This window comes from Streptomyces sp. WZ.A104, from assembly GCF_002382885.1.
Taxonomy (GTDB): Bacteria; Actinomycetota; Actinomycetes; order Streptomycetales; family Streptomycetaceae; genus Streptomyces.
Window position 1 is genome coordinate 25,856 of record NZ_NWVL01000058.1, and the last position, 26,683, is coordinate 52,538.

General features: G+C 71.8%; 19 protein-coding genes. 9 read left to right on the top strand and 10 right to left on the bottom strand.

The window, feature by feature from the left end:
• Positions 1–373: 373 nt before the first annotated feature.
• Positions 374–1,804 carry a PP2C family protein-serine/threonine phosphatase gene (locus CIB93_RS26735; RefSeq protein ID WP_096630508.1) on the top strand — a complete coding sequence of 477 codons (1,431 nt, stop codon included), beginning with the start codon at positions 374–376 and terminating at the stop codon, positions 1,802–1,804.
• A 96-nt stretch (positions 1,805–1,900) separates the two neighbouring features.
• Here CIB93_RS26735 and CIB93_RS26740 read toward each other — a convergent pair whose 3' ends face one another.
• A complete protein-coding gene (locus CIB93_RS26740; RefSeq protein WP_096630510.1) occupies positions 1,901–3,391 on the bottom strand; it encodes a hypothetical protein in 1,491 nt (496 codons plus the stop codon).
• Positions 3,392–3,622: 231 nt separating this feature from the next.
• On the opposite strand from CIB93_RS26740, the gene CIB93_RS26745 reads away from it, so the two are divergent.
• From CIB93_RS26745 to CIB93_RS26755, 3 genes are all read left to right on the top strand, one after another.
• Complete coding sequence (locus CIB93_RS26745) at positions 3,623–4,759, top strand: aminoglycoside phosphotransferase family protein (protein WP_096630511.1); 1,137 nt, start codon at positions 3,623–3,625, stop codon at positions 4,757–4,759.
• 530 nt (positions 4,760–5,289) lie between these two features.
• Complete coding sequence (locus CIB93_RS26750; protein WP_096630513.1) at positions 5,290–5,964, top strand: transglycosylase SLT domain-containing protein; 675 nt, start codon at positions 5,290–5,292, stop codon at positions 5,962–5,964.
• Positions 5,965–6,115: 151 nt separating this feature from the next.
• On the top strand, positions 6,116–8,329 hold the full coding sequence (locus CIB93_RS26755) for a Geosmin synthase (protein ID WP_096630515.1): 2,214 nt from the start codon (positions 6,116–6,118) through the stop codon (positions 8,327–8,329).
• Positions 8,330–8,448: 119 nt separating this feature from the next.
• Here CIB93_RS26755 and CIB93_RS26760 read toward each other — a convergent pair whose 3' ends face one another.
• The 5 genes from CIB93_RS26760 to CIB93_RS26780 form a co-directional block, all read right to left on the bottom strand.
• Complete coding sequence (locus tag CIB93_RS26760; RefSeq protein WP_096630517.1) at positions 8,449–8,949, bottom strand: hypothetical protein; 501 nt, start codon at positions 8,947–8,949, stop codon at positions 8,449–8,451.
• A gap of 133 nt (positions 8,950–9,082) precedes the next feature.
• On the bottom strand, positions 9,083–10,249 hold the full coding sequence (locus CIB93_RS26765; protein ID WP_096630518.1) for a thiolase domain-containing protein: 1,167 nt from the start codon (positions 10,247–10,249) through the stop codon (positions 9,083–9,085).
• Positions 10,242–11,294 carry a thiolase domain-containing protein gene (locus CIB93_RS26770; protein WP_096630520.1) on the bottom strand — a complete coding sequence of 351 codons (1,053 nt, stop codon included), beginning with the start codon at positions 11,292–11,294 and terminating at the stop codon, positions 10,242–10,244. Before CIB93_RS26770 ends, CIB93_RS26765 begins: the two co-directional genes overlap by 8 nt.
• Positions 11,295–12,251: a Zn-ribbon domain-containing OB-fold protein gene (locus CIB93_RS26775; RefSeq protein ID WP_096630522.1), complete on the bottom strand. Its 957-nt coding sequence runs from the start codon at positions 12,249–12,251 to the stop codon at positions 11,295–11,297. It abuts the gene before it with no gap.
• Positions 12,252–12,274: 23 nt separating this feature from the next.
• Entirely contained in the window at positions 12,275–13,075 is an 801-nt protein-coding gene (locus tag CIB93_RS26780; protein ID WP_096630524.1) for a crotonase/enoyl-CoA hydratase family protein, read from the bottom strand.
• A gap of 167 nt (positions 13,076–13,242) precedes the next feature.
• On the opposite strand from CIB93_RS26780, the gene CIB93_RS26785 reads away from it, so the two are divergent.
• Positions 13,243–14,856 carry an acyl-CoA synthetase gene (locus CIB93_RS26785; protein WP_096630526.1) on the top strand — a complete coding sequence of 538 codons (1,614 nt, stop codon included), beginning with the start codon at positions 13,243–13,245 and terminating at the stop codon, positions 14,854–14,856.
• Positions 14,857–14,918: 62 nt separating this feature from the next.
• Here CIB93_RS26785 and CIB93_RS26790 read toward each other — a convergent pair whose 3' ends face one another.
• Positions 14,919–16,442, bottom strand: coding sequence for an alpha/beta fold hydrolase (locus CIB93_RS26790; protein ID WP_096630527.1), 1,524 nt, complete (start codon positions 16,440–16,442; stop codon positions 14,919–14,921).
• Between the two features lie 168 nt (positions 16,443–16,610).
• Between CIB93_RS26790 and paaK the strand changes: the two genes are divergently transcribed.
• Positions 16,611–17,906, top strand: a complete 1,296-nt coding sequence (paaK, locus tag CIB93_RS26795) for a phenylacetate--CoA ligase PaaK (RefSeq protein WP_096630529.1) — start codon at positions 16,611–16,613, stop codon at positions 17,904–17,906.
• Positions 17,907–18,036: 130 nt separating this feature from the next.
• Here the strand turns inward: paaK and CIB93_RS26800 are convergent, their stop codons facing one another.
• Positions 18,037–19,536, bottom strand: coding sequence for an acyl-CoA synthetase (locus CIB93_RS26800; protein ID WP_096630531.1), 1,500 nt, complete (start codon positions 19,534–19,536; stop codon positions 18,037–18,039).
• A gap of 558 nt (positions 19,537–20,094) precedes the next feature.
• Between CIB93_RS26800 and CIB93_RS26805 the strand changes: the two genes are divergently transcribed.
• Both CIB93_RS26805 and CIB93_RS26810 read left to right on the top strand, forming a co-directional pair.
• A complete protein-coding gene (locus CIB93_RS26805; protein ID WP_096630533.1) occupies positions 20,095–20,478 on the top strand; it encodes a tyrosinase cofactor in 384 nt (127 codons plus the stop codon).
• Positions 20,479–20,494: 16 nt separating this feature from the next.
• Positions 20,495–21,322: a tyrosinase family protein gene (locus CIB93_RS26810; protein WP_096630534.1), complete on the top strand. Its 828-nt coding sequence runs from the start codon at positions 20,495–20,497 to the stop codon at positions 21,320–21,322.
• A gap of 470 nt (positions 21,323–21,792) precedes the next feature.
• Here CIB93_RS26810 and CIB93_RS26815 read toward each other — a convergent pair whose 3' ends face one another.
• Entirely contained in the window at positions 21,793–23,343 is a 1,551-nt protein-coding gene (locus CIB93_RS26815; protein WP_096630535.1) for an acyl-CoA synthetase, read from the bottom strand.
• The gene (locus CIB93_RS26820; RefSeq protein ID WP_096630536.1) at positions 23,340–24,449 is read right to left on the bottom strand and encodes a nitronate monooxygenase family protein; all 1,110 of its coding nucleotides are present in this window, start codon (positions 24,447–24,449) and stop codon (positions 23,340–23,342) included. The genes CIB93_RS26815 and CIB93_RS26820 overlap by 4 nt, the downstream gene beginning before the upstream one ends.
• 229 nt (positions 24,450–24,678) lie before the next feature.
• On the opposite strand from CIB93_RS26820, the gene CIB93_RS26825 reads away from it, so the two are divergent.
• The gene (locus CIB93_RS26825; RefSeq protein ID WP_096630538.1) at positions 24,679–26,577 is read left to right on the top strand and encodes a serine hydrolase domain-containing protein; all 1,899 of its coding nucleotides are present in this window, start codon (positions 24,679–24,681) and stop codon (positions 26,575–26,577) included.
• The last annotated feature ends 106 nt before the right edge of the window (positions 26,578–26,683 follow it).

A 26,683-nucleotide genomic window follows, 5' to 3' on the forward strand; every position in this document is an offset into this window, starting at 1 on the left:
GGCTGCGCGATCTTCCCCATGAGCCGGAGACGAGGCCCGGAGGCAAGGCCCCCTCACACCACGTATAGGTGAACGATAAACCATCCAGGGCCGCCCCCAGGCACCCGCCCCCCGCGATGTGATCCACGGCACGAGGGGCGGGACTCCGGGCCGTCGGCTCCCCCGGTCGCGAAACCCCCGCACGGACCAGCCAACTCCCCCCAAGCGCAAGCCTGTTCGGATGACCACCACCCCGGCCAGCCGCTGGCATATGCCAGAAGCAACAACGCATCGAGTGTCGCCAAATCCCTTACGGGTCGCCGCGGCCTGTGCCACAGTCGGTAGCGGTCCACCCATCAGAACCGGCTACGCCGCGCCTGCATCGGAGTACGAGATGCCGTCCCCCCACTTCGCGGACCGCCCCGCACCACAGCCCCCCGCGCACGATGCCGTCGACGCCCTGATCGACCGGACGCGCCGGCTGCGCGGAGACGTGGACGCCGTGCGGCGGGACGCCGTCGTGATCGACGAGGACGACCCCCAGCTGCGCTGGCAGCGCGCCCTGTGCGAGCTGGCCGTCCACCACCTGGACAATCTCGACGAGCATCTGGGACAGCTCAAGGCGGGTCTGCCGACACGCCGGGCCGAGCACGGCGCCCCGGAGACCGCGGGAACACCGGAGGACCCCCGGTCCGGCTCCCTGCTCAACCGGGTGGGCAGCGCCGAGTGGAATCTCCTCACCGACGAGGTCAGCTGGTCCGACGAGCTGTACGGGATCTTCGGCAGGCCGCACGGGTCCCCGCCCCTCTCCCTGGACGACATGCCGTCCGTGCTCCTGGCCGACGATCAGCCACTGCTGACCGCCATGGTCACGGGCTGCCTCGTCGACGGGCGTCCGATGGACGGGGAGTTCCGCATCGTCCGCCCCGACGGCCGGACGCGCACCCTCCATATGACGGGCGAGCCGGTCCTCGACGCGCAGGGCTGCACCGCCTCGATGTGGGCAGTCCTGCGGGACGTCAGCGAACTGCGGCGCAGCGAGCAGGCGGTCAGCAGCAGCCGCGCCTCGGTGCGGCGCGAGGAGCACATCGAGCGGGCCGAGCACCGGATGGCGGTCGAACTCCAGGAGACCGTCCTGCCGCCGTGGCGCGGATCGCTGCGCCTCCCGCAGCAGGGGCCCGGGGCTCTGGACATCGCCGCGCACTACCTCCCCTCCACGTCGAGCGGACTCATCGGCGGCGACTGGTACGACGCGATGGAGCTCCCCGACGGACGGACACTGCTTACCGTCGGCGATCTCACCGGGCATGGCATCCCCGCCACCTCGGCGATGGCGATGATGCTGGGCGCGCTGCGCGGCATGGCGGTCGCCGGCATCGAGCCGGGCGCGCTGATGGGACACCTCAACCAGCTGCTCGAATCGTCGATGCAGCCCGCGCTGGGCAGCGCCCTGTGCTGCCGTTTCGACCCCGACGGCTCGATCCTGTCCTGGGCGCAGGCCGGACACCCCGCTCCGCTGCTCTTCCGCGAGGGATCGGGACGGCCGCTGCCCCCGCCGGACGGGGTGCTGCTCGGCGCCTCCTCCAAGGTCGCCTTCGAACAGGACGAGGTACGCCTGTTCCCCGGCGACGTGCTCGTTCTGCACACCGACGGTCTGACGCGCCGCAGCGACCGGGGTGCGGGCCCGGAGGCACTGCTCGCCCTCGCTCCCCGGTTCGCCCGGGCCCGTACGGCCCAGGAGTGCGTGCGGAGCGTCGTCGAGGAGTTCGGCGGGGCCGAGCGCATGGACGATGCGTGTGTACTGGTCGCCCGGATCGGGGCGTGAGGGAGCGCCCTACGACGGCGTTACGGTTTCCGGTCTGTTCGGTTCTCCTGCCCCGGGCGGTCCGTCCGGTTCAGGACCGGTGCGACCGCGCCCGCTTCAGATCTGTGTGCCCTCGGCCTTCTTCCTGCTCGGCGGCATCGACAGCTCGATCTCCTCGCGCAGGTCCTGGATCCCGGCGTACCCCGAGAACTGACCGGTGAGCCGGTACATCTCGCGGAGCCGGTCCCAGGTGCGGTGCGAGGAGGTCTCCCCCATCGACACCAGCGCGAGCCGGGCGTAACGGTCGGCCTGTTCGGGGTCGTTGGCGATGAAGCACGCCGAGGCCAGCGAGATGTAGTCGAAGATCTTGGACCGCTGGCGCCCGTTGATCCGCAGCTCCAGCGCCTGCTTGGCATGGCGCTGGGCGATGATCGCGGCCCCCGGGTCGTGCTCGGCCAGGGTGCGGAAGGCGAGTGCCTGCATGCCGTGCATATCGGCCTCGTCGAACATCTGCATCCAACTGGGCGACGGCACATCGCCCTTGTCCGAGACGAAGAGCTCCTCGGCCTCGCCGAGGGTGCGCCGCATCGCCTGGCCACGGCCCATCGATGCCTGTGCCCAGGCTTCGATGGTGTGCAGCATCGCCCGGGTACGCGGCAGGGTCTCGTCGCCGGAGCCGGACTTGGCGAGCTTCATCAGGTCGAGCGCGTCGTCCGGGCGGCCCAGGTGCACCATCTGGCGGGCCGCCCGGGAGAGCGCCTCACCGGCGCGCGGCCGGTCGCCGCCCTCACGGGCCGCGTGGGCGGCGATGACGAAGTACTTCTGGGCGGTGGGTTCGAGGCCCACGTCGTGGGACATCCAGCCCGCCAGGACGGCGAGGTTGGCGGCGACGCCCCACAACCGCCGCTGGAGGTGGTCGGGGTGACGGTAGGCGAGCATGCCGCCCACCTCGTTGAGCTGGCCCACGACGGCCTTGCGCTGGAGTCCGCCGCCTCGGGAGGCGTCCCAGGCGCGGAACACCTCGACCGAGTGCTCCAGTGCCTCGATCTCGTCCGAGCCGACGGGTGCGGCCTCGTACCGGTCGAATCCGGCAGGGTCGGCATGCAGGGGGTCGTTGGTGCGTGGCGCGTCGGCCGCCAGAGCGGGGTCGCTGTGCAGCCAGTCGTACATGGGCCTTGCGATGGTTGAGCCGGCGGCGAGCGCGGCGCCCGCACCCACCAGGCCGCGACGGTTGAGCATGAGGTCCATTCCCGTGAATTCGGTGAGGACCGCTGCCGTCCGTTCGGGCGCCCACGGCAGTTGATCGGGATTGTGTTCCGTCCCGGAGTCACGCCGTTTCCCCACACGCCCGCGTCGGCCGAACCCGAGGTCCTCGATGGTCACGACACGGCCGAGCCGCTCGGTGAACAGGGCCGCCAGCACTTCGGGCACGGGATCACGGGGGGACTCCCCCATATCGATCCAGCGCCTGACACGCGAGGTGTCGGTGGCCAGCTGCGGGTGGCCCATGGCCGCCGCCTGCCGGTTCACCATTCTCGCGAGTTCGCCCTTGGACCAGCCGGCCAGGCCGAACAGGTCAGAAAGGCGGGTGTTGGGTTCTCCGGTCACGTCAAGCCCCCAGGTTCTCGGCTGACTTGACACTAACCCCCGGTCAGATGCGCTGTGACTATTCGCCAGGGTTCGCCAGGGTCCGCCAGATGGTCTGCCACCCGTGACTCGTTGTCAGGTAGGAAAGCGCCACCCCGCCCGGCAGCCCTAGGTACTCCCCAGGGTGCCGAACGGCCGTCGGCCGGGTTGGCGCGCGTACCTTGTCGGCGCACGAAGGGATCTGTCTCGCCCATGTACACAGCATCGTCCTCCGTGTCCGCCCCGCCCCGCCCGCTCCGCCCGATGGGAGCGGGCGGCGGGCCCTATCTCGCCCCTCCCACCGGTGCACCGGTGCAGGGTCTGGGCCGGCCCCGACGGGCCTCGGGACCGGGCACCGGACCGCTCAGCGGGAGAATCGACCTGTCCGGGCCGCAGGGCGCGCAGGTGCGGATGGCGATCGCCTCCGTGCAGCGCATCTGCCCCGAGTTCAACCCGGTCCAGGTGCTCCGCCGCAGCGGCCGCTCGGTCCTGATCGTAGGAACGACCGGGCGGGCCACCGCCGTGGCGAAGTGTTTACTGGACCACTCCCCCGCGTGGACTGAGCGGTTCCGGCACGAAATAGCGGCATACCGCGCGTTCGTCCGGCACCGTCCCCCGGTACGGGTGCCCCGGCTGATCGCGGCGGATCCGGAGAACTGCACGCTGGTGATCGAGCGCATGCCCGGCCGGGTCGCCGCCCTGACCCGGCACCCCGCCGAGGCGCCGCCGCGGGCGGACATCCGCGCCGCGCTGGGCGCGATCAGCCGGGTGAACGCCTGGCGGCCGCCGCCCGGTGTTTTCGAGGCGCCGCTCGACTACGCCTCGCGGATCGCGCGCTACCACGAGCTCGGTCTGTTCACCGACCGCGACCTCGGCGATCTGCAGAAGCTGCTGCACGGTCTGGCGCACGCGAGCGGCAGGCAGGGGATGGGGCAGTTCTGTCACGGTGACGCGCTGCTCTCCAACATCCTGCTGTCGCCGACCGGGCCGGTGCTGGTCGATTGGGAGCACGCGGGCTGGTATCTCCCGGGGTACGACCTGGCGACCCTGTGGGCGGTACTGGGCGACGCCCCGGTGGCGCGGCGCCAGATCAGCCAGCTGGCGCAGGCCAGGGGCCCGGCCGCGCGAGACGCGTTCCTGGTGAACCTGATGCTGGTGCTGACCCGCGAGATCCGCAATTACGAGACCGCGGTGCAGCGGACCATGCGCGAGGCGCCCCCGGTGGGTGCGGGGCAGGACCGCCCCGGCGCCCTCTCCTGCGGTGAGGAGCAGCGGCTGCTGCTGCGCAGGCTGCACGACGACTGCGCGATGGCGCGGCGGGCCGTACGGGCGGCGGTCGGCACGCGCTGACTCCCGGCGCGACAGCCGCCGCCCCGCGCCGTCCCCTCGGTGCGGGGCGGCCGCGCGGGGCCGTACGACAACAAGGGCGGGCGGGTGTTCGCCCGGCGAAGACCACGGTGCTCAAGCCACTGTGAAGGGGAAGCGCGCTGCGGGACCGGTGCCGACACACCGGTCCCGCAGCGCGCTGTTCTGTGTGCCGATCCGGCGTGACCGCGTGCTGACGTAGAGCTGTCCCGGGGGCCTCCACGGGTGAGGCCCGCCACGAGACCCACGTCACCTACGACCTCCGTTAGTGGACGCCGTCGATCCCGTACGGCGTAACGAACAGCCCAAATGGCTCATAAATTGGTGTTCCACGACGAAGAGTAGTAATGGCGGTCATTGCATCTCGTATCGGGCACCGCTAACCATGGATTCCGGCAAGCACCGAGTACGAGCCAGCGAGGAGCGCCCACCGGCGGCCGCGGCCGAACAGCTCGGACCCTGCCGACGCGGCGCGAAGGCCGCGAAGCCCGTCCCCCATCAGGAAGAGCTCACGCATGCCCCGCATCTCCACCCTGCGCATCACCCGTACGCACAAGCTCGCCACCGCCGCGCTCGTCGCGGCCGGTTCCGTCTCCGCCATAGCCGCCACGAGCGCCCAGGGCGACACGCCGCCCGCCGCGGCCCGCTCCTCCGTCGCCGTCGAGCCGGTCGCCGCCGCGGGCATCCCCACGGCGAAGGACGCCGCGGAGAAGAAGGCCGCTCAGGACACCGCCGAGAAGGAAGCCGCCGCCAAGAAGGCCGTGGCCGACCGAAAGGCCGCCGCGGAGAAGGCCGCCGCGAAGGAGCGCTCCGAGAAGCAGGCCGCCAACCGCTCCACCGAGCGCAAGGCCGTCACGCCGAAGAAGTACGCGAACAACCTCGACGGCTGGATCCGCGAGTCGCTCGACATCATGAAGAAGAAGAACATCCCCGGCTCCTACGAGGGGCTGCACCGCAACATCATGCGCGAGTCCAGCGGCAACCCGAACGCCGTCAACGACTGGGACATCAACGCGCGCAACGGCATTCCCTCCAAGGGCCTGCTCCAGGTGATCCAGCCCACCTTCGACGCCTACCACGTCAAGGGCACCCCGAAGAAGCTCACCGACCCGGTCGCCAACATCACCGCCGCCGCGAACTACGCCGCGGACCGTTACGGCTCGATCGACAACGTCGACTCCGCCTACTGAGCGACCGACTTCCGAGCACGCACAGGCCAAGCCGCGATTATGTGACTAATCGCCGTCGTGCGTGCTCCGTATGGCCGAAGGGTAGTGCTGCGCGGACACCACCGGTCCGCGCGTGTCCGCGCGCGGAGGCTTCTGGAAAGGCCTGACGCACATGGCACAGCCCTTCTCACTGCCGGACTTCTATGTTCCGTATCCGGCACGGCTCAACCCTCATGTGGAGGCGGCACGCACGCACACCCGCGAGTGGGCCCGTTCCATGGGGATGCTGGAGGGGTCCGGCATCTGGGAGGAGAAGGACCTGGAGGCGCACGACTACGCCCTCCTGTGCGCCTACACCCACCCCGACTGCTCGGCCGAGGCCCTGTCCCTGGTCACCGACTGGTACGTGTGGGTCTTCTTCTTCGACGACCACTTCCTGGAGCTGTTCAAGCGCACGCCCGACCGAGAGGGCGGCAAGCGGCATCTGGACCGGCTGCCCGCCTTCATGCCGATGGAGCGGGGCGCGGCGACGCCGGAGCCTACGAGCCCCGTCGAGGCGGGGCTCGCGGATCTGTGGGCCCGGACGGTCCCGGCAATGTCGGACGCCTGGCGGGCCCGGTTCGCGGAGGCGACGGAGTACCTGCTCAACGAGTCCCTGTGGGAACTCGCCAACATCCACGAGGGCCGCATCGCGAACCCCGTCGAGTACATCGAGATGCGCCGCAAGGTGGGCGGCGCGCCCTGGTCCGCCGGCCTGGTGGAGTACGCGGCGAACGCCGAGGTGCCCGCGTCGGTCGCCGACGCCCGCCCGCTGCGGGTGCTGCGGGACGCCTTCTCCGACGGGGTGCACCTGCGCAACGACCTCTTCTCCTACCAGCGCGAGGTGGAGGACGAGGGGGAGAACAGCAACGGCGTGCTGGTGCTGGAGAAGTTCCTCGGCTGCTCGACGCAGGAGGCCGCCGAGGCCGTCAACGACCTGCTGACCTCGCGGCTCCAGCAGTTCGAGAACACCGCGCTGACCGAGCTCGGCCCGCTCTGCGCCGAGAAGGGCCTGGACCCGGCGCAGACCGCCGCCGTGCTGGCGTACGTCAAGGGGCTCCAGGACTGGCAGTCCGGCGGCCACGAATGGCACATGCGCTCCAGCCGCTACATGAACGGCGGCGGTGCGGGTGAGGCCGTGGCCGGCTTCGGCATGTCCGCCGCCTCCATCCGGTTCACACTCCGCTCGGAGACCGCCCGGGCCCGCAGTCACAGCCATGTGCCGTACCAGCACGTGGGCCCCTCGCTGCTGCCTGACTTCGACCTGCCGTTCGGGACGACGCTGAGCCCGCATCTGGAGGGGGCCCGGGTCCGGGTCGTCGACTGGGCGCGGCGGATGGGCATCCTGGAGGCCCAGCCGGGCGTGCCGGGTTCGCACATCTGGGACGAGCGGCGGATCATCGCGATCGACCTGCCGCTGTGCGCGGCGGGCCTGCATCCGGACGCGACCCCGGACGAGCTGGACCTGTCCTCGGCGTGGCTGGCCTGGGGGACGTACGGGGACGACTGGTTCCCGGTCGTGCACGGGCGGGCCCGGGACCTGGCGGGCGCGCGCCTGGCCAACGAACGGCTGTCGCTGTTCATGCCACTGGACGGCGAGGGGACGCCGGAGCCGGTGAACGCCCTGGAGCGGAGCCTGGGCGATCTGTGGCGCAGGACGGCCGCCCCGATGGACGCGGGCGGGCGGCGCAGTTTCCGGACCGCGATCGAGTCGATGACCGAGAGCTGGCTGTGGGAGCTGGCGAACCAGGCGCAGAACCGTGTCCCCGATCCGGTGGACTACGTGGAGATGCGGCGGGCGACCTTCGGTTCGGACCTGACGATGAGCCTGTGCCGTCTCGGGCACGGCAGGAAGGTCCCGGACGAGGTCTACCGCAGCGGTCCGATGCGCTCCCTGGAGAACGCGGCGGCGGACTACGCGTGTCTGATGAACGACCTGTTCTCGTACCAGAAGGAGATCGAGTACGAGGGAGAGGTGCACAACGGCGTCCTGGTCGTGCAGAACTTCTTCGGCGTCGACTATCCGACGGGCGTGGCGATCGTGCACGACCTGATGAACTCGCGGCTGCGGCAGTTCCTGCATGTCGCCGAGGTCGAACTGCCGGTGCTGTACGACGACTTCGGCCTGGACGCCGAGGCGCGAGAGATCCTGGCGGGCTATGTGCAGGAACTCAAGCACTGGATCGCGGGAATCCTGATCTGGCACCGGGGCTGCCGCCGCTACCGCGAGGAGGACCTGCGGCAGGGCCACGCCACCCCCTGGCATCTGAGCGGCCCCACGGGGCTCGGTACGTCGGCGGCGCAGGTGACCCGGATGATGGCCCAACTGGCTGGCAGCCCGGCGTAGTTCACGGTCCGTGGCTCGCCGCGCGAGAAGCGCGGCGAGCCACGGCGGCGCACGGGGCACGGGGCACGGGGCACGGAAAAGGCCGCCCGGCATATGCGGGCGGCCTATGGAGATACGTTTCAGCCTTGCTGGAACAGCTCCGCGGGCAGGGGCTTGAGCAGGGTGTAGAGGTCGTCGGTGATCGGCCGGTCCCAGCTGGCGATGGTCACGAGGACACCGTCGCTCCGGTCGAACTGGACGCAGGCGATCCGGCTCTCGGAGAGCTTGATGCGGCGGACGATCAGCAGGTTGTCCCCCTGCATCACCGGAACGTCCTCGGAGCTGACGACCTCGATCGGCTCGTCGTTCTCCAGGGCGAGCAGCAGCTGCGCCACCTCGAAGGGGACCTGCCCCTCCTCGGTCTCCCGGGCGGGCGAACCAGCCGGGAGGTTGCCGATGATCATGGCCGGGCCGCGGCCGCCGTACAGGTCGTACCGGAGGAAGACGCCCTGGCAGCTGCCGTCGGGGGCGGGGAGCAGACCGGCGCCGAGGTTGCCGGGCCAGTCCCCCGGGTCCATGGCCAGGACGTCGAAGTCCGGGCCCGCGGGTGTTGCGGCGCTACGGCGGCGGAGGAAGGACATGCTGCCATGTTACGTGGCCCGGCTCACGTCGCGGAGCCGGGCCCGGGCGGATCGCGCCCGGCTCGGCGGTGCCGGGAGCCGACGGGGTTCCGGTGCCCTCCGGTGCGGCGCGCGCCCTGGGCGCCGCCCTTGTTCAGCCTGCGGGCGGCTCGGCTCCCACCAGCCACATGGCGAAGAACTGAGCCCCTCCGCCGTAGGCGTGGCCGAGAGCCCTGGCGGCCCCGTCGACCTGGTGGTCCCCGGCCGCGCCCCGGACCTGGAGGGCCGCCTCGGCGAAGCGGATCATGCCGGACGCGCCGATGGGGTTGGTGGAGAGCACCCCGCCCGAGGGATTCACCGGGAGGTCGCCGTCGATCTCGGTGACGCCCGCCTCGGTGAGCTTCCAGCCCTCGCCCTCGTCGGCGAAGCCGAGGTTCTCCAGCCACATCGGCTCGTACCAGGAGAACGGCACGTACATCTCGACGGCGTCGATCTCCCGGCGCGGGTCGGTGATCCCGGCCTGCCGGTAGACGTCGGCGGCGCAGTCCTTGCCCGCCTGCGGGGAGACGAAGTCCTTGCCCGCGAACAGGGTGGGTTCGCTGCGCATCGCGCCGCCGTGCACCCAGGCGGGCGGATGCGGGGAGCGGGCCGCGCCGTCGCGGTCGGTGAGGATCATCGCGCACGCCCCGTCGGAGGAGGGGCAGGTCTCGGAGTACCGGACCGGATCCCAGAGCATGGGCGAGGACTGGACCTTCTCCAGGGTGATGTCGTGGTCGTGGATGTGCGCGTAAGGGTTCTTGAGGGCGTTGCGGCGGTCCTTGTACGCGACGAGGGAGCCGACGGCGTCGGGGGCGCCGGTGCGGCGCATGTACGCGCGCACGTGCGGGGCGAAGAAGCCGCCCGCCCCGGCCAGCAGCGGCTGCTGGAAGGGGACGGGCAGGGAGAGGCCCCACATGGCGTTGGACTCGGACTGTTTCTCGAAGGCGAGGGTGAGCACGGTGCGGTGGACGCGGGCGGCGATGAGACCCGCGGCGACCAGGGCGGTGGAGCCGCCGACCGAGCCCGCGGTGTGGACCCGCAGCATGGGTTTGCCGACCGCTCCGAGCGCGTCGGCGAGGTAGAGCTCCGGCATCATGACGCCCTCGAAGAAGTCGGGGGCCTTGCCGATCACGACGGCGTCGATGTCGCTCCAGGTCAGCCCGGCGTCCTCCAGGGCCCGGACGGCGGCCTCGCGGACGAGTCCGGCGATGGAGACGTCGTGCCGGGCGGCGACGTGTTTGGTCTGGCCGATGCCGACGACGGCCACGGGCTCCTTAGGCATGAGCGCTCTCCCCTTCCAGGACGGCGACCAGGTTCTGTTGCAGGCAGGGTCCTGAGGTGGCGTGGGCGAGCGCCCGGTCGGACTGGCCCCGGTGGATGCGGGCGGCGGCCTCGCCGAGCCGGATGAGGCCCGCGGCCATGATCGGGTTGGCGGCGAGCGCACCGCCGGACGGGTTGACGGCGACGTCGTCGCCGAGCCCGAGGACGCCTCGCAGGACGACCTCCTGCGAGGTGAACGGGGCGTGCACCTCGGCCGTGTCGACGGGCCGCTCGAAGGCTCCGGCGTGCTGGGCGGCGAGCCGCGTGGAGGGGCTGTCGGTCAGGTCGCGGACGCCGAGGCCGTGGGCCTCGATGCGGTGGTCGATGCCCCGGATCCAGGCGGGCCGTTCGCACAGGGCGCGAGCGGTGTCTCCGGCGGCGAGGATCACGGCGGCCGCGCCGTCGCCGATGGGCGGGCAGTCGCCGGTACGCAGGGGCCGCACCAGGTGGCCGCCCGCGGGGACGTCGCCGGTGAGCTGGGCGTACGGGTTGTCGGCGGCGGCGGAGCGGTTGCGGGCGGCGACCTCGGCGAGGGCGGGTTCGTCGGTGGCTCCGGCGTCGATGAGGGCCTGCGCCTGGAGGGCGGCGAGCGCGACGGAGTCCGGCCAGAGCGGGGCCACGTAGTACGGGTCGAGCTGGCGGGTGAGGACGTCGCGGACCTGGCCGGGCGAGGACTTGCCGTAGGCGTAGACGAGGGCCGTGTCCGCCTCGCCGGTCATGATCTTCACCCAGGCCTCGTACAGCGCCCAGGCCCCGTCCATCTCGACATGGGACTCGGAGATGGGCGGGTGGGCGCCGACGCCGTCGAGCGCCATGGTGAAGGAGAAGGCCCGCCCCGCGAGGTAGTCGGCCGAGCCGGAGCAGGTGAACCCGATCTCGTTGGCCTTGAGGTCGGTCGCGCCCAGCACCTCGTGGAGGACGGGCATCAGCAGGTCGACCTCGGAGAGCTCGTCGGTGCGCCGCCGGTGCGCGCTCTGGGCGAAGGCGACGATCGCCACGTCTCGCATCTACACCAGCTCCTTGTACGTGTCGTAGTCGGCGTCGGGCTCGCCGGTGGGCCGGTAGTGGTCGGGGTGGGGGGACCCCTCACCAGCACCGCTCCAGACGGGCTCGACGCGCAGCCCCATGCGCACCTGGTCGTAGGGGATTCCGGCGATGCGTCCGTGCAGGGCGAGGTCGGCGCCGTCGAGGGCGATGTGGGCGTAGACGTAGGGGACTTCGATGTCCAGGTTCTTCGCTTTGATGTTGACGATGCAGAAGGTGGTGACGGTCCCGCGCGGGCCGACCTCGACCTGCTCGGCGGTGGCGACCCCGCAGGTGGGGCAGGCGCCGCGCGGCGGGACGTAGACCTTGCGGCAGGCGGGGCAGCGTTCGCCGACGGTGCGGTGCCCTTCGAGGGCCTTCAGGTAGGCGCTCTGGGCGCGGCCGGGGGTGTGGACGTAGTCGAGGCGGGCAGGGGCGACGATGCGGGTGACGGGGTCGGTGAACTCCCCGGTGTGCGAAGTGGGTTCGGCCGGGCCGGGCTCGCCGTCGTACGGTTCGAAGCAGGCGATGTCGGTGATGGCGCCGGTACGCGTCTCGGCCCAGCGGATACGGACGCGCATGCCGGTGTGCACGGCGTCCGGTCCGGGCGCGTCGAGGGCGTGCAGGAGTGCGGTGCCGGCCCCGTCGAGGCGGACGAGCACCCAGGCGAACGGGGTGTCCAGCGGCTGGCAGCGGCGCGGGGACGGGTTCCAGGCCCAGGTGGTGACGGTGCCGGTGGGGGCGACCTCGACGAGCTCACGCAGTTCGCCCGCGGTGACCGGGTCGTACTCGACGGGCGGGACGAGGACTGTGCCGTCCTCCGTGCGGACGCCGAGGACGGTGCGTTCGCGCAGTCCGGTCAGGAAGGCGCTCTGGACGGGGCCGAGGGAGCGGGTGAAGGGGAATTCGACCACCAGCGGGGCGCTGAGGACATCGGTCATGGCTCTCTCCGTAGGCTGGGGGGTCAGGCGCGCCGGTAGACGGGCGGGCGCTTCTCCGCGAAGGCCCGGGCGCCCTCCTTGGCGTCCTCGGTGGCGAACACGGGCCAGCCGCGCTTGAGTTCGGCGGCCAGAGCCTCGCTCTCGGTCAGCTCGGCGCCCTCGTGGACGGAGGCCTTGACGGCCTCGACGGCGAGCGGCCCGCAGGCGTTGACCCGCTCGGCGACGGCGAGGGCCTCGTCCAGGGCGGCGCCCTCGGGGACGACCCTGCCTATGAGCCCGATGGCGGCGGCCTCCTCGGCGGTGTACGAGCGGCCGGTGAGGAGCATTTCGAGGGCGTGGGTGCGGGGGATCTGGCGGGGCAGCCGGACGGTGGAGCCGCCGATGGGAAAGAGGCCGCGGCGGACCTCGAAGAGCCCGAAGGTGGCGCCCGCTCCGGCGATGCGGATGTCGGTGCCCTGCAGGATCTCCGTGCCGCCCGCGACACAGGGCCCCTCGACGGCGGCGATCACCGGTTTGCGGGGGCGGTGGTGGCGCAGCATCGCCTTCCAGTGGAGGTCCGGGTCGGCGGTCATCCGCTCCCGGTACTCCTCGCCCTCCATCCCGCCGCCCGCGAGCGCCTTGAGGTCCATGCCCGCGCAGAACGCGCCGCCCGCGCCGGTGAGGACGACGGAGCGGACGGTGTCGTCCTCGTCGGCCTCGATCCAGCCGTCGTACAGACCGACGAGCATCGGCAGCGAGAGAGCGTTCCTGGCCTGTGGTCTGTTCAAGGTGAGCACCAGCGTGGCGCCTTCGCGCCGCACGGTGAGGTGTTCCGTACCGCCCATGACCGACTCCTGTTCTCCAGACCTGGAACAGGTTGCAGTAGCCGGGGACGCAGTTCAATAGTTTTCTGACAGGCAGTCAGATTCTTTCGACGCCACCCCTTCCCACTTGTGCCGTCCGGCGCTCTAATGACGGCCGAGTCGCCAGTCATCCGGGGTCAGGAGGAACGGTGGAGTTCAACCTTGCCGACCTGTTCGAGTCGGTCGTGGACGCGGTCCCCGACCGCGAGGCGCTCCTGTACGTCGACCATCCCGGTACGGGCGCCGAGCGGCGGCTGACCTACGCGGAACTGGACGCCGCCGCCAACCGGATCGCCCACCACCTCATCGACGCGGGAATCCGCCCGGGCGAGCACCTGGGGCTGCACCTCTACAACGGGGTGGAGTACCTCCAGACGGTCCTGGGAGCGCTGAAGGCCCGGATCGTGCCGGTGAACGTCAACTACCGCTACGTGGAAGAGGAACTGGCCTACCTCTACCGGGACGCGGATCTCGCGGCGCTCGTCTTCGACGGCGAATTCGACGAGCGGGTCGCGGCGGCCGCCCCGCAGGCCCCGGCGCTGCGCCGGCTGGTCCGGGTGGGGCCCGCCGCCGCGCCCGAAGGCCTCGCCACCGTCCCCTTCACTGAGGCCGAGGCCTCCGGATCGCCCCTGCGGGGCTTCGCACCGCGCTCCGCGGACGACCAGTTCATCATCTACACCGGCGGCACGACGGGCATGCCCAAGGGTGTGATGTGGCGTCAGGAGGACTTGTTCTTCTCGGGACTCGGCGGTGGCGCGCCGACCGGTGACCCGGTGAAGAGTCCGCAGGAACTGGCCGAGCGGGTCGCGGCGGGCGGCGACGGCATCACCTTCTTCCCCACCCCGCCGCTGATGCACGGCACCTCCACCCTGACCGCGTTCATCGGCTTCAACTTCGGCCAACGGGTCGTCATCCACCGCAAGTTCGTCCCCGAAGAGGTGCTGCGGACGATCGAGAAGGAGAAGGTCACCAGTGTGTCGCTGGTCGGCGACGCGATGCTGCGCCCGCTGATCGACTGCCTGAACGGGCCGCTCGCCGGGACGGACTGCTCCTCGCTGTTCTCCGTCTCCAGCTCCGGGGCGATCATGTCGGACTCGGTGCGGGCGGAGTTCCAGGCGCTCGTGCCGACGGTGATGCTGCTGAACAACTTCGGCTCCTCCGAGTCCGGCTTCAACGGCACGGCGACCGCCGACTCGGGCCCCGAGAAGGGCTTCCGGGTCCAGGTCAACGCCCGTACGGCCGTGGTCGATCCGGTGACGTACGAGCCGGTGGCGCCCGGCGAGCCGGGCCGTATCGCCCAGCGGGGCCACGTCCCGCTCGGCTACTACAACGACGCGGCCAAGACCGCCGACACCTTCTTCCGCAAGGGTGAGGAGCGGTGGGTGCTGCTCGGCGACATGGCGACCGTGGACGCGGACGGCATCGTCACCGTGCTCGGCCGGGGCTCGCAGTGCATCAACACCGGCGGGGAGAAGGTCTATCCGGAGGAGGTCGAGCAGGCGCTCAAGTCACATCCGGACGTGTACGACGCGCTGGTCGCGGGCGTCCCCGACGAGCGCTGGGGCAACCGGGTCGCAGCCGTGGTCCAACTGCGCCAGGAGGCCGAGGCGCTGGACCTCGGCGCGCTCCAGGCGCACTGCCGGTCCCGGCTCGCCGGATACAAGATCCCGCGCGCGCTGGTCCTCACCGACGAGATCCGGCGCTCCCCCAGCGGCAAGGCGGACTACCGGTGGGCGAAGGCGGTGGCGGCGGCCGGGGGCTGAGCCGGGTGCGCCGCCGTCGCGACGCGTACCGCCCGGCGCCGGTGGCACCGGAGCGCTGACCCTCACGCCAGGCCGAACGACCTGATCACCGCGAGGAAGGCGTCCGGCCGGGTCATGTGGATCAGGTGGCCCGCCTCGATGGTGACGAACGCGGCGCCGGGGATGGCGTCGGCCGTCCGGGCGAGCTGGTCCTGGTCGATGTGGCTGGTGGGGCCGCCGCCGATGACGAGGGTGCGCGCGGTGATCTCCCCGAGCCGTTCGCGGGCCTCGGGGTCGGGGGCGTTCAGCTGGGCGTCGGTGTCCGGGACGACGGGCCAGTCGAAGTCGAGCTCGCCCGCCGGGCGGACGGACGGAGGCCGGGGCGGGTCGAGCGGGAGGAGGGGCGGGGCGTCCTCGATGACCAGCCGCCCGACCAGGGCCGGTTCCCGCTGGGCCAGGAGGCAGGCGGCCACCCCGCCCATGGAGTGCCCGACGACGGTCGCACCCGCCAGGTTGCGTGCCTCCAGGAACGCGTGGAGGTCGTCGCGGAACAGCTCGAACGCATAGCGGCCTGGCCAGTCGCTGAGCCCGTGGCCCCGGAAGTCGGGGGCGTACACCCGGTGGTCGGCGGCCAGGTCCTCCGCGATCCGGGTCCAGGTCCCGCTGTTCCCGCCCCGGCCGTGAAGCAGGACGACCGGCGGGGCCCCGGGGTCACCCCACACCCGGTACGCGAGCCGGGTCCCGCCCGCCTGGACGCTGTGGACGTCCGGGTCGAGGAAGGCCTCGACCGTACGGGCGAAGCCACCCGGATCGTCCAGCCAGGGGAAGTGGCCCGCGCCGCGCTGGACGACGAACTCGGCGTGCGGGAAGAGCGCGGCGAGCTCCGTAGCCCGGTCCGGGCTCGGGTGACCGTCCAGCTCTCCGGCCAGGACCAGCACCGGCACAGCCAGTTCGCGCAGGGCGGCGGCCGTGCGGGCCGGGTCGAAGGCGCCCGTGCCCGCGTAGCGGTCACGGGCCTCGGGGTTGGTCTGTCCGGCGGAGGCGGCGGCGTGTGCTCGGGCCGCCTCGTCCCAGCGGCCATAGGTGAGCGGCCGGACCGCGGGCCACAGCTCGGCGAACGGCCCGCCGGCGAGCAGCGCCTCCTGAGCGGCCCGCGCCTGCGGGTACCAGGGCTCGTCGCGGCGCAGTTCGGCGGCCTCGCGCAGATCCTGGTCGCTCACCTCGATGCCCACGGCCCGGGTACTGGGCGCGACGAGGGTCAGGGAGCGCAGGCGGTTCGGGTGGCGGGCGGCGTACAGCAGGGCCAGGTCGGCGCCCGCGGAGTGCGTCAGCACGTCGATCCGGTCGAGGCCCAGGTGGTCGCGCAGCGCCTCCACGTCGTCGACGAGACGGTCGCAGCGGTACGTCGAGGGGTCCCCGGGCACGGCGGAGTCACCGGTGCCGCGCAGATCCAGCAGGACGAGCTGTCGCCGGTCCGCGAGCCCCCCGAGGTCCCCGAGGTACGCGCTCGCCCGCATCGGCCCGCCGGGCAGGCAGATCAGCGGCTCCCCCTCCCCCACCAGGTGATAGGCGAGCCGGGTCGTGTCGTACGCGGTGAAGATCGGCATACCCGCCATCCAAACAGGAACCCGTGCACCGCCGCACCGTACTTCGCGGCGGGCTGATTCGCGGGAGCTCCGCGCACCTCTTGCCAGCGCACCCGGCCTCCTGAATTACTGCTCCCAGGAAGATCGACCGAATGATCGGTCACCCGCTTCGGGAGAGGAAGGGCCCTGATGACGGCCATGCTGGACGCGGCGGAACGGCTCGGCCGGGACGAGCTGGAGGCCCTGCAACTGGAGCGGCTGAGGACCACGCTGCACCACGCGTACACCAACGTCCCCTTCTACCGCGAGGCGTTCGACCGTGCCGGACTGCGGCCCGAGGACTGCCGTACGCTCGCCGACCTCGCGCGCTTCCCGTTCACCGCTAAGGCCGACCTGCGGGACAACTACCCCTTCGGGATGTTCGCCGTGCCGGAGCGCGATGTCCGCCGCATCCACGCCTCCAGCGGCACGACCGGACGCCCGACCGTCGTCGGGTACACCGAACGGGACCTGGACACCTGGGCCGACGTGGTGGCCCGCTCGATCCGGGCGGCGGGCGGACGCCCCGGCCACAAGGTCCATGTGGCGTACGGATACGGGCTGTTCACCGGCGGGCTCGGCGCGCACTACGGGGCGGAGCGGCTCGGCTGCACGGTGATCCCGGCCTCCGGCGGCATGACCTCGCGTCAGGTGCGGCTGATCCAGGACTTCCGGCCCGAGATCGTCATGATCACGCCGTCCTACATGCTGACGCTGCTGGACGAGTTCGAGCGGCAGGGCGTCGACCCGCGGACGACCTCCCTCAAGGTCGGGATCTTCGGTGCGGAGCCGTGGACGGAGGCGATGCGACGGGAGATCGAGGAGCGGTTCGCCATCGACGCGGTCGACATATACGGGCTCTCGGAGGTGATCGGCCCGGGTGTGGCTCAGGAGTGCGTGGAGACGAAGGACGGCCTGCACATCTGGGAGGACCACTTCTACCCGGAGGTCGTGGACCCGTTCACCGGGGATGTGCTGCCGGACGGCGAGGAGGGCGAGTTGGTGTTCACCTCCCTGACCAAGGAGGCGATGCCGATGATCCGCTACCGCACCCGGGACCTGACGCGGCTGCTGCCGGGGACGGCCCGGACCTTCCGCCGGATGGAGAAGGTGACCGGCCGCAGCGACGACATGGTGATCCTGCGCGGGGTGAACCTGTTCCCCACCCAGATCGAGGAGATCGTGCTGCGTACGCCTGCCGTCGCCCCGCACTTCCAGCTCCGGCTGACCCGGCAGGGGCGGCTCGACGCGCTGACCGTGCGGGCCGAGGCGCGGGGCGAGGCGACGGCGGCCGAGCGGGAAACGGCGGCCCTGGCGATCGCGGCGGCGGTGAAGGACGGGATCGGGGTGTCGGTCGGCGTCGAGATCGTGGACCCGGAGTCGCTGGAGCGCTCGGTGGGCAAGATCCGGCGGATCGTGGACCTGCGGGAGTCCGGCACACGGTGAGCACGGCCCCCGGGCAGGTCGGGGCCGCGCTCCGGTCCCACTCGTCGTGAGGGGATGGTAGCGGGCATCGTGAGTGTGCCGCTCGGCGTGGCCCTGCACGGCTGGGTCATGCCCGCGATGGGCGGCCGGTTCAGGCCAGCTCGTCCCGCAGTTGCCGCTTGAGGATCTTTCCGCTGGCGTTGCGCGGGAGTGCGTCCACGAACACGACCCGCTTGGGCGCCTTGAAGGCGGTGAGCCTCTCGCGGGCGTGGGCGATGAGTTCGGCCTCGTCCGCCTCGCCTCGCAGGACGACGACGGCGGTGACGGCCTCGATCCAGCGGTCGTCCGGCAGGCCGATGACGGCGGTCTCGGCGACGGCGGGGTGGGTGTAGAGGGCGTCCTCGACCTGCCGGGAGGCGACGAGAACGCCGCCGGAGTTGATGACGTCCTTGACCCGGTCGACGACGGTGAGGAAACCCTCGGCGTCGCGGACGGCGAGGTCGCCGGAGTGGAACCAGCCGTCGCGGAAGGCTGCCGCCGTCTCCTCTGGCTTGTCCCAGTAGCCGGAGCACAGTTGGGGCGAGCGGTAGACGACCTCGCCAGGGGTGCCGTCCGGGACGTCCTCGCCCTTCTCGTCGACGACCCGGGCTTCGACGAAGAGGACGGGCCTGCCGCAGGACTCCATCCGCCCCTCGTGCTCGTCGGGGCCGAGGACCGTGGCCAGCGGCCCGATCTCGCTCTGGCCGAAGCAGTTGTGGAAGGCCAGGCGCGGCAGGTGTTCGCGCAGCCGCTCCAGGACGGGTACGGGCATGATCGAGGCCCCGTAGAACGCCTTGCGGAGACCGGTGAGGTCACGGGCGGTGAACTCCGGGTGGTTGGCGAGGCCGATCCAGACGGTGGGCGGGGCGAACAGGCTGTCGGCCAGGCCCGCTTCGACGAGGTCGAAGATCCGGGTGGCGTCCGGCGCGTCGAGGATGGTGTTCTCCGCGCCCACCGCCAGATACGGCAGCAGGAACACATGCATCTGGGCGGAGTGGTAGAGCGGCAGGGAGTGCAGGGGCCGGTCGGTGGCGGTTAGGCCGAGGGCGGTGATGGCACTGACGTACTCGTGGACCAGGGCTCCGTGTGTCATCATCGCGCCCTTGGGCAGGGCGGTGGTGCCGGAGGTGTACAGCAGCTGCACCAGGTCGTCGGAGGCGGGGGCGTGCTCCGGGGTGAAGGGCCGCTCGGTGGCCAGGGCCTCCAGCAGCGAGCCGGGCGCGTCGCGCAGGGTACGTACGGGGTGGCCCGCGGGAACGCGTTCCGCGAGATCCGGGTCGGTGAGGACGAGCGCGGATCCTGACTGGTCCAGGAGGTAGGCCAGGTCGTCGCCGGTGAGGTTCTGGTTGACCGGGACGTGCACCAGCCCGGCCCGGGAGCAGGCGAGGAAGGCGATCAGATAGGCGTCGGAGTTGTGGGCGTAGGCGGCCACCCGGTCGCCGGGGGCGAGTGCGTGCTCGTCGGTGAGGACGGCGGCGGCCGTGGAGACCGCGGCGTCCAGGGAGCGGTAGGTCCAGGCCCGGTCGGCGTACCGCACGGCGCTGCGTGCGGGGGTGCGCCGGGCACTGCGGGTGAGGACGCCGTCGACTGTGCTGCTGCGTACACCGGTCATGGCGCGATCCTGGGCGGCCGGGGACCGGGGGTCAAGAGGCTGGATACCGACCAGACGGTCGACAGTCGCCGGGCCCCCGGGCCGAGTGGCGCTCGACTGTCCGGACGGTCCGTCAACCGCCCGCGCCACCGGCACCGTTGGGAGGAAGCCCTTGACTTCGCGCAACCGTCTGAGGCTGCTCGGGGTTGCCGGTCTCGCCCTGTTCACCGTGTCGGCGACATTCCAGCCCGTACCGACATGACGAAGCCCCTCGGCGAGACCGAGCGCGCGCATATGTTCCGGACATGTTTCACATGTGAGGACGCGCACAACTCTCCACCCTTCACAGGAAATTATTCAGACGATGGGCGCATCAGGTGCAAGATTTGCGCCGAACGCCCCGCACGCCACGCTGCGCCGCAAGATCAACTTTGTTCAACTCTCCACTACGTGTGCCGACATGTCCGCATCGCGGCCAACCACTTCTTGCCAACGCACCACTACCTGTAGGCATGGCCGCAGCGGTCCGCCCGACCTTCGGACCGTTCATCGAACACCGCCACACCTGGGGGAACACCCATGTCCAGAATCACCCGCCGACGCGCACTGGGCGCCTCCGCCGGAGCCCTCGCCGGACTCGCCGTCGCCGGCGTGGCCCGCGCCGCCGGCCCTTCCGCCACCCCCGCACCTCGGGCTACAGCCGCGGAACGAGCCTCCTTCGACGAGGTCTACCAGGGCCGCCGCATACAGGGAGCACCCTCCCACCACGGCGGACACCACGACCACGGCAGCGGCTACCAGGTGCACATCGACGGCAAGGAGCTGCATGTGATGCGCAACGCCGATGGCACCTGGATCAGCGTTGTCAACCACTACGAGACCTTCGCCACCCCGCTCGCCGTGGCCCGCGCCGCCGTCGCCGAGCTTCAGGGCGCCGCACTCGTCCCTCTCGCCCTCGCCTGAACCCGGAGCACCAGCCATGACCGTACGCAAGAACCAGGCGAACCTCACCGCCACCGAGAAGAAGCGCTTCGTCGACGCCCTGTTGGAGCTCAAGCGCAGCGGCCGCTACGACACGTTCGTCACCACGCACAACGCCTTCATCATGAGCGACACGGACAACGGTGAGCGGGTCGGCCACCGTTCGCCGTCGTTCCTTCCGTGGCACCGCAGATTCCTCATACAGTTCGAGCAGGCACTCCAGTCCGTGGACGCGTCCGTGGCGCTGCCGTACTGGGACTGGGCCGCCGACCGCACCGCCGCGTCCTCGCTCTGGGCGGACGACTTCCTCGGCGGTACCGGGCGGAGCAGAGACGGCCGGGTGATGACCGGACCCTTCGCGTCGGACGCGGGCAGATGGCCCATCACCGTACGCGTGGACGGGCGCAGCTACCTCCGCCGCGACCTCGGAGCGGGCGGCCGGCAGCTGCCGACCCGGGCCGAGGTCGACTCGGTGCTCGCCATGAGCACATACGACACCGCGCCGTGGAACAGCGCGTCGGACGGCTTCCGCAACCATCTGGAGGGCTGGCGCGGCGTCAATCTGCACAACCGGGTCCATGTGTGGGTCGGCGGCCAGATGGCCACCGGAGTCTCGCCCAACGACCCGGTGTTCTGGCTGCACCACGCGTACATCGACAAGCTGTGGACCGACTGGCAGGCGCGCCACCCGAACTCGCCCTACCTCCCGGCCGCGGGCACCGCCGACGTGGTGGATCTGCATGACACCATGCGCCCGTGGAACGACGTGACACCGGCCGACATGCTCGACCACATCCCGCACTACACCTACGACACGGCGGCCTGAGCACGCAGGCCGGCGCGGAACCAGGAGCACCGGTCGGGCATCGAGCGGCCATGGCGCATCGAGCGGGACAGGCCCTCTGAGCCCGCGTGTCGGCCACGGCGGAGCTCAGCGGACGCCGCCTCCCCGCCGACGCCGGCGGGGAGGCGGGCCCATGCGCCACGGTGCACCCGCCCCGGTGGCAACGGGTCGGGGCGGGGAACGAAGCCCGGCGAGGTGACCGCACGTCGCCCGGCCGAGTACGAGGAGCACATGGAGGCCCTCCGAACCGCGGAGCCGGGGGCGCTGCGGTCGGGGGGCGACTCCTGCTTGGAGGCGATACCGCCGTCCCCGCGTCGGTCGCCGACGACAGCGTTCCGCTGGGGCAGCTCCTGCCCGTCGGAACCGGCTCCGCGGTCGCCGTGGTGGCGGACAACGCGGGTCCGGGAGGGGCGCGGTCTGCCCCTCCCGGACCCGGTCGCCCCGGTCGTGGGCTACAACGGGCGCTCGAAGCCCTCCCAGTACGGTTCGCGCAGTCGCCGTTTGTAGAGCTTGCCGTTGGGGTCGCGGGGCATGGCGGCGATGAAGTCGACGCTCCGGGGGCGCTTGTAACCGGCGAGCCGCTCCTCGCAGTGGGCGAGGATCTCGGCGGCGAGCGCCTCGCCCGGCTCGTGGCCCTCCGCCGGTTCTATGACGGCCTTGACCTCCTCGCCCCGGTCGGCGTGCGGGATGCCGAAGGCGGCGGCGTCCGCGACGGCGGGGTGGGTGAGCAGGGCGGACTCGATCTCGGCGGGGTAGATGTTGACGCCACCGGCGATGATCATGTCGATCTTCCGGTCGCGGAGGAAGAGATAGCCCTCCGCGTCCAGCACGCCGAGGTCGCCGACGGTGAAGAAGTCGCCGATGCGGCTTCCGCGGGTCTTGGTCTCGTCCTTGTGGTAGCTGAAGCCGCCGGTGCTCATCTTCATGTAGACGGTGCCCAGTTCGCCCGGCGGCAGGCGGTTGCCGTCGTCGTCGAAGACGGCCAGCTCGCTGATCGGCCAGGCCCTGCCGACGGTGCCGGGCTTCTTCAGCCAGTCCTCGGCGGTGGCGAACGCCCCGCCGCCCTCGCTCGCCGCGTAGTACTCCTCGACGCAGCTCCCCCACCACTCGATCATGGCCCGCTTCACATGGTCGGGGCACGGGGCCGCCCCGTGGATCGCGTGCCGCATGGAGGAGACGTCGTAGCGGGCCTTCACCTCGTCGGGCAGCGCGAGCAGCCGGTGGAACTGGGTCGGGACCATATGGGTGTGGGTGCAGCGGTGCGCGTGGATGAGGCGGAGCATCTCCTCGGGCGCCCAGCCGTCCATCAGGACGAGCGGGTGGCCGATGTGGAGTGCGGCGCCCGCGAACTGGAGTACGGCGGTGTGGTAGAGCGGCGAGCAGACCAGGTGGACGTTGTCGTCGAAGGGCCGGATGCCGAAGATGCCGAGGAACCCGCCGAGATAGGTCTCCTCGGGCCGCTTGCCCGGCAGCGGTCGGCGGATGCCGCGCGGACGGCCGGTGGTGCCGGAGGTGTAGTTCATGACCCAGCCGAGGGTGCGCCCCTCGGGCGGGCTCGCGGGGTGTCCTTCGAGGAGCTCGGCGTACGGGCGGCTGCCGGGTACCGCGCCGACGCCGTAGCGGTGACCGGCCGGCAGCTCCGCCTCGTCGGCGGCGGCGGTCGCGGCGGCCGCGAAGCGTTCGTGGGCGATCAGGACACGGGCGCCCGAGTCGGCGACGATCCAGGCGATCTCGGGGCCGACGAGGTGGTGGTTGACGGGGACGAGGTAGAAGCCCGCCTGGGATGCGGCGAGGTAGGCGGTGAGGAGTTCGACGCCGTTGGGCAGCACGACGGCGAACGCGTCGCCCTCGCGCAGTCCCGCCGCGCGCAGTCCGTGGACCATGCGGTTGACGTCGGCGTGCAGCCGGCCCGCGCTCCACTCCTCGCCGCCGGGGGCGATCAGGACCGTGCGGTCGGGGTCGGCGGCGGCCTGGGCCCAGAAGCCGTTGGGGGGCTGGCTCACGTGGCGCTCCTTCCGGCGATGCGGTTGATGCGGGTGACAGCCCGTTCGAAGCCGCGGGTCAGGTCGTCGACGACGGCCCGCACGCTGCGTTCGCTGGTCATCCGGCCGACGATCTGCCCGACGGGGGTGCCGAGCAGCTCCCCCACCTCGTACTTCTGGATCCGGGACACGGCCTCGGCGACCAGCAGGCCCTGGAGCGGCATGGGCAGGGTGCCCGGCCCGGCCGTGTCGTCCCAGGCGTCGGTCCATGCGGTACGGAGCTGGCGGGCGGGCTTGCCGGTGAGGGCGCGGGAGCGGACGGTGTCGCCGGAGCCCGCGGCCAGGAGCTTGGCGGTGAGGGCCTCCGAGTGCAGGTCGGCCTCCTCGGTGGTGAGCCAGAGGGAGCCGAGCCAGACTCCCTGGGCGCCGAGGGCGAGCCCGGCGGCGACCTGTTCGCCGCTGCCGATTCCTCCGGCGGCGAGCACGGGCAGCGGGGCGACGGCCTCGACGACTTCGGGGACCAGCACCATGGAGCCGATCTCCCCGGTGTGGCCGCCCGCCTCGTACCCCTGGGCGACGACGACGTCGATGCCCGCCTCCGCGTGCCGCCGGGCGTGCCGGGCGCTTCCGGCCAGGGCGGCGACGAGGACCCCGTGGTCGTGGGCCCGTTGGATCACGTCGGCGGGCGGGGAGCCGAGGGCGTTGGCGAGGAGCTTGATCGGGTAGTCGAAGGCCACGTCGAGCTGGCCCCGGGCGACCTCCTCCATCCAGCCGGTGATGCGCCAGCCGGACGCCTCTCCCTCGGCGAGTTCGGGCACGCCGTAGCGGGTGAGTAGCTCCCGCACGAAGCCGCGGTGCCCCTCGGGGATCATCGCCTCGACGTCGGCCTCGGTGACGCCTTCGACCTTCTTGGCGGGCATGACGACATCGAGGCCGTAGGGCTTGCCGTCGGCGTGCTCGTGCAGCCGGTCGAGGTCGCGCGCGAGGTCGTCGGGCGCGGTGTAGCGGACGGCCCCGAGCACGCCGAAGCCACCCGCTCTGGTGATGGCCGCGGCCACCTCGGGGAACGGCGTGAAGCCGAAGATCGCGTGCTCGATTCCCAGTTGCTGGCTCAGCTCCGTCTCCATGGGCGGCAGGATGCCGCAGCGGCGCGGCCGAGGGAAGAGATTTTCTGATGGAACGTCAGATTCTTTGCGGGTCGGGAGACGTACGGGAGGGCGGGGGTGACAGTAACCTCTGCGACGGCAGGAACTTTCACTGCTCGGCGGGATTGCGGAAGTTACTTTCGAGCGGGTGGGGCACGCGGGCGCGAGCGCGGCCCGGTGGCCGGGCACCCGGCGCGGAAAGGGATCGCGGATGACCGGGGAAGCGAAGGGCGACGGGCGGGCGGCGGCCGAGAGGCGCGTACCCGGTGGCGGCATCGGCCGACGCAGGCTGGGCGGCGGGATACTGGCCCTGGGCGGGGCGCTCGCGCTGACGCCGGTTCCGCTCGCGGGAGCGGCCGTCCGGAGGAGGCCGGACGGGGCCCCGGTGGCGGGCGGCACCACCAACGGAGCAGTGGGAGCGGACATGGACGCAGGGGCACACCGGCCCACGCTGCGCCGGGGCAGCGCCGCACACGCCGGGCTGCTCCAGGAGCCGCTGGACCAGCTCGTACGGGACGCCGAGGCGTACCTCGCCGACTCCCCCGAGCACCCCTGGTACGCGGGTGCGGTGCTGCTCGCCGGGCGGGGCGGCACGGTGGCGCTGCACCGGCCGATCGGCAAGGCGGTGCGCTATGCCGCGTACGACGAGAAGACCGGGACCGGGGTGGAGTTCCCGGCGGACCGGCAGATCCCGATGGCCGAGGACACCGTCTTCGACCTGGCATCGGTCTCCAAGCTGTTCACCTCGATCCTGGCGGTCCAGCAGATCGAGCGCGGCACGCTGGAGCTGGAGGCCGCCGTGGCCTCGTACCTCCCCGACTTCGCGGGCGGCGGCAAGCAGGACGTCACGGTCCGTCAGCTGCTGACGCACACCTCGGGTTTCCGGTCCTGGATTCCGCTCTACGAGGAGCCGACCCGGGAGGGAAAGCTCCGGATGCTGTGGAACGAGGTCCCGGCGAGCGCCCCTGGCAGCGCCTACCTCTACTCCGACCTCAACCTCATCTCGCTGCAACTGATCCTGGAAGAGATCACCGGCCACCCCTTGGACGCCCTGCTCCACGACGAGATCACCGCCCCGCTCGGAATGCACCGCACGCGCTACAACCCGCCCGCCTCCTGGAAGCCGAAGATCGCGGCGACCGAGGACGCCCGGCGGCCGTGGTCGGGCCTGGAGCGCGGGCTGGTCTGGGGCGAGGTGCACGACGAGAACGCGTTCAGCCTGGACGGAGTGGCGGGCCACGCCGGGGTGTTCTCCTGCGCCTGGGACCTGGCCGTCCTCGCCCGGACCCTCCTCAACGGCGGGACCTACGGCCGCTCCCGCATCCTGTCCGAGGACTCGGCCGACCTCCTCTTCACCGACTTCAACACCGCGTTCCCGGGCGACGAGCACGGGCTCGGCTTCGAGCTCTACCAGCACTGGTACATGGGTGCGATGGCCACCCCCCGCAGCGCGGGCCACACCGGGTTCACCGGTACCAGTCTGGTCCTCGACCCGTCGACCGACACCTTCCTCATCGTGCTGGGCAACTCCGTTCACCCGGTACGGAGCTGGCGCTCGGGCAGCGCGCCCCGGGTGGCGGCCGCGAACCGGCTGGCGCGGGCCGTCCCGGTCCGGCCCGAGCGGGGGCGTACGGGCTGGTTCTCGGGGATGGCGAGCGCGTCCACCGCCACGCTGACCCTGCCCGCCCTGCGTCTGGGCTCGGCCCGGGCCCGGCTGGACTGCGCGCTGTGGTGGGACACCGAACCGTCCGCCGACCACCTCGTCCTGGAAGCGTCGGAGGCGTCAGCGGGGCAGGACTGGCAGCCCGTGCCGTTCACCACCGTGCGTCCGGGCCCCGGCCACCGCCCGGACCCGCAGCCGCACCCGGCGGGCTCGGTGTCCGGCTGGTCGGGTCGCGTCTGGCACCGGCTGGAGGCGGACCTGTCGGCGTGGCGCGGGAAGCGTGTCCGGCTGCGGTGGCGCTACACGACGGACCAGCTGTACGTGGGGCGCGGCGCGTACGTGGACGGCCTGCGGGTCCGCGACGGAGCCCGTACGGTCTTCGACTCCGACCGGCCCCGGGACGCGGGGCGGATCGGGGCGACGGGCTGGGTGCCGTCGGCGGACTGAGCGACCCGCACCACGCGGCGGGCCGGGCCACCGGCCGGCCACCGCCCGTTCGCGCCCCCCGGGCCGCCCCCGCTCACCGCCCCAGCGCGGCCATCGCCGCGTTGTG

Coding starts and splice junctions, on each gene's coding strand:
- CIB93_RS26735 (WP_096630508.1), top strand. CDS start 374: ATGCCGTCCCCCCACTTCGCGGACCGCCCCGCACCACAGCCCCCCGCG.
- CIB93_RS26755 (WP_096630515.1), top strand. CDS start 6,116: ATGGCACAGCCCTTCTCACTGCCGGACTTCTATGTTCCGTATCCGGCA.
- CIB93_RS26770 (WP_096630520.1), bottom strand. CDS start 11,294: ATGCGAGACGTGGCGATCGTCGCCTTCGCCCAGAGCGCGCACCGGCGG.
- CIB93_RS26750 (WP_096630513.1), top strand. CDS start 5,290: ATGCCCCGCATCTCCACCCTGCGCATCACCCGTACGCACAAGCTCGCC.
- CIB93_RS26790 (WP_096630527.1), bottom strand. CDS start 16,442: ATGCCGATCTTCACCGCGTACGACACGACCCGGCTCGCCTATCACCTG.
- CIB93_RS26805 (WP_096630533.1), top strand. CDS start 20,095: ATGTCCAGAATCACCCGCCGACGCGCACTGGGCGCCTCCGCCGGAGCC.
- paaK (WP_096630529.1), top strand. CDS start 16,611: ATGACGGCCATGCTGGACGCGGCGGAACGGCTCGGCCGGGACGAGCTG.
- CIB93_RS26775 (WP_096630522.1), bottom strand. CDS start 12,251: ATGACCGATGTCCTCAGCGCCCCGCTGGTGGTCGAATTCCCCTTCACC.
- CIB93_RS26760 (WP_096630517.1), bottom strand. CDS start 8,949: ATGTCCTTCCTCCGCCGCCGTAGCGCCGCAACACCCGCGGGCCCGGAC.
- CIB93_RS26745 (WP_096630511.1), top strand. CDS start 3,623: ATGTACACAGCATCGTCCTCCGTGTCCGCCCCGCCCCGCCCGCTCCGC.
- CIB93_RS26765 (WP_096630518.1), bottom strand. CDS start 10,249: ATGCCTAAGGAGCCCGTGGCCGTCGTCGGCATCGGCCAGACCAAACAC.
- CIB93_RS26800 (WP_096630531.1), bottom strand. CDS start 19,536: ATGACCGGTGTACGCAGCAGCACAGTCGACGGCGTCCTCACCCGCAGT.
- CIB93_RS26780 (WP_096630524.1), bottom strand. CDS start 13,075: ATGGGCGGTACGGAACACCTCACCGTGCGGCGCGAAGGCGCCACGCTG.
- CIB93_RS26810 (WP_096630534.1), top strand. CDS start 20,495: ATGACCGTACGCAAGAACCAGGCGAACCTCACCGCCACCGAGAAGAAG.
- CIB93_RS26825 (WP_096630538.1), top strand. CDS start 24,679: ATGACCGGGGAAGCGAAGGGCGACGGGCGGGCGGCGGCCGAGAGGCGC.
- CIB93_RS26820 (WP_096630536.1), bottom strand. CDS start 24,449: ATGGAGACGGAGCTGAGCCAGCAACTGGGAATCGAGCACGCGATCTTC.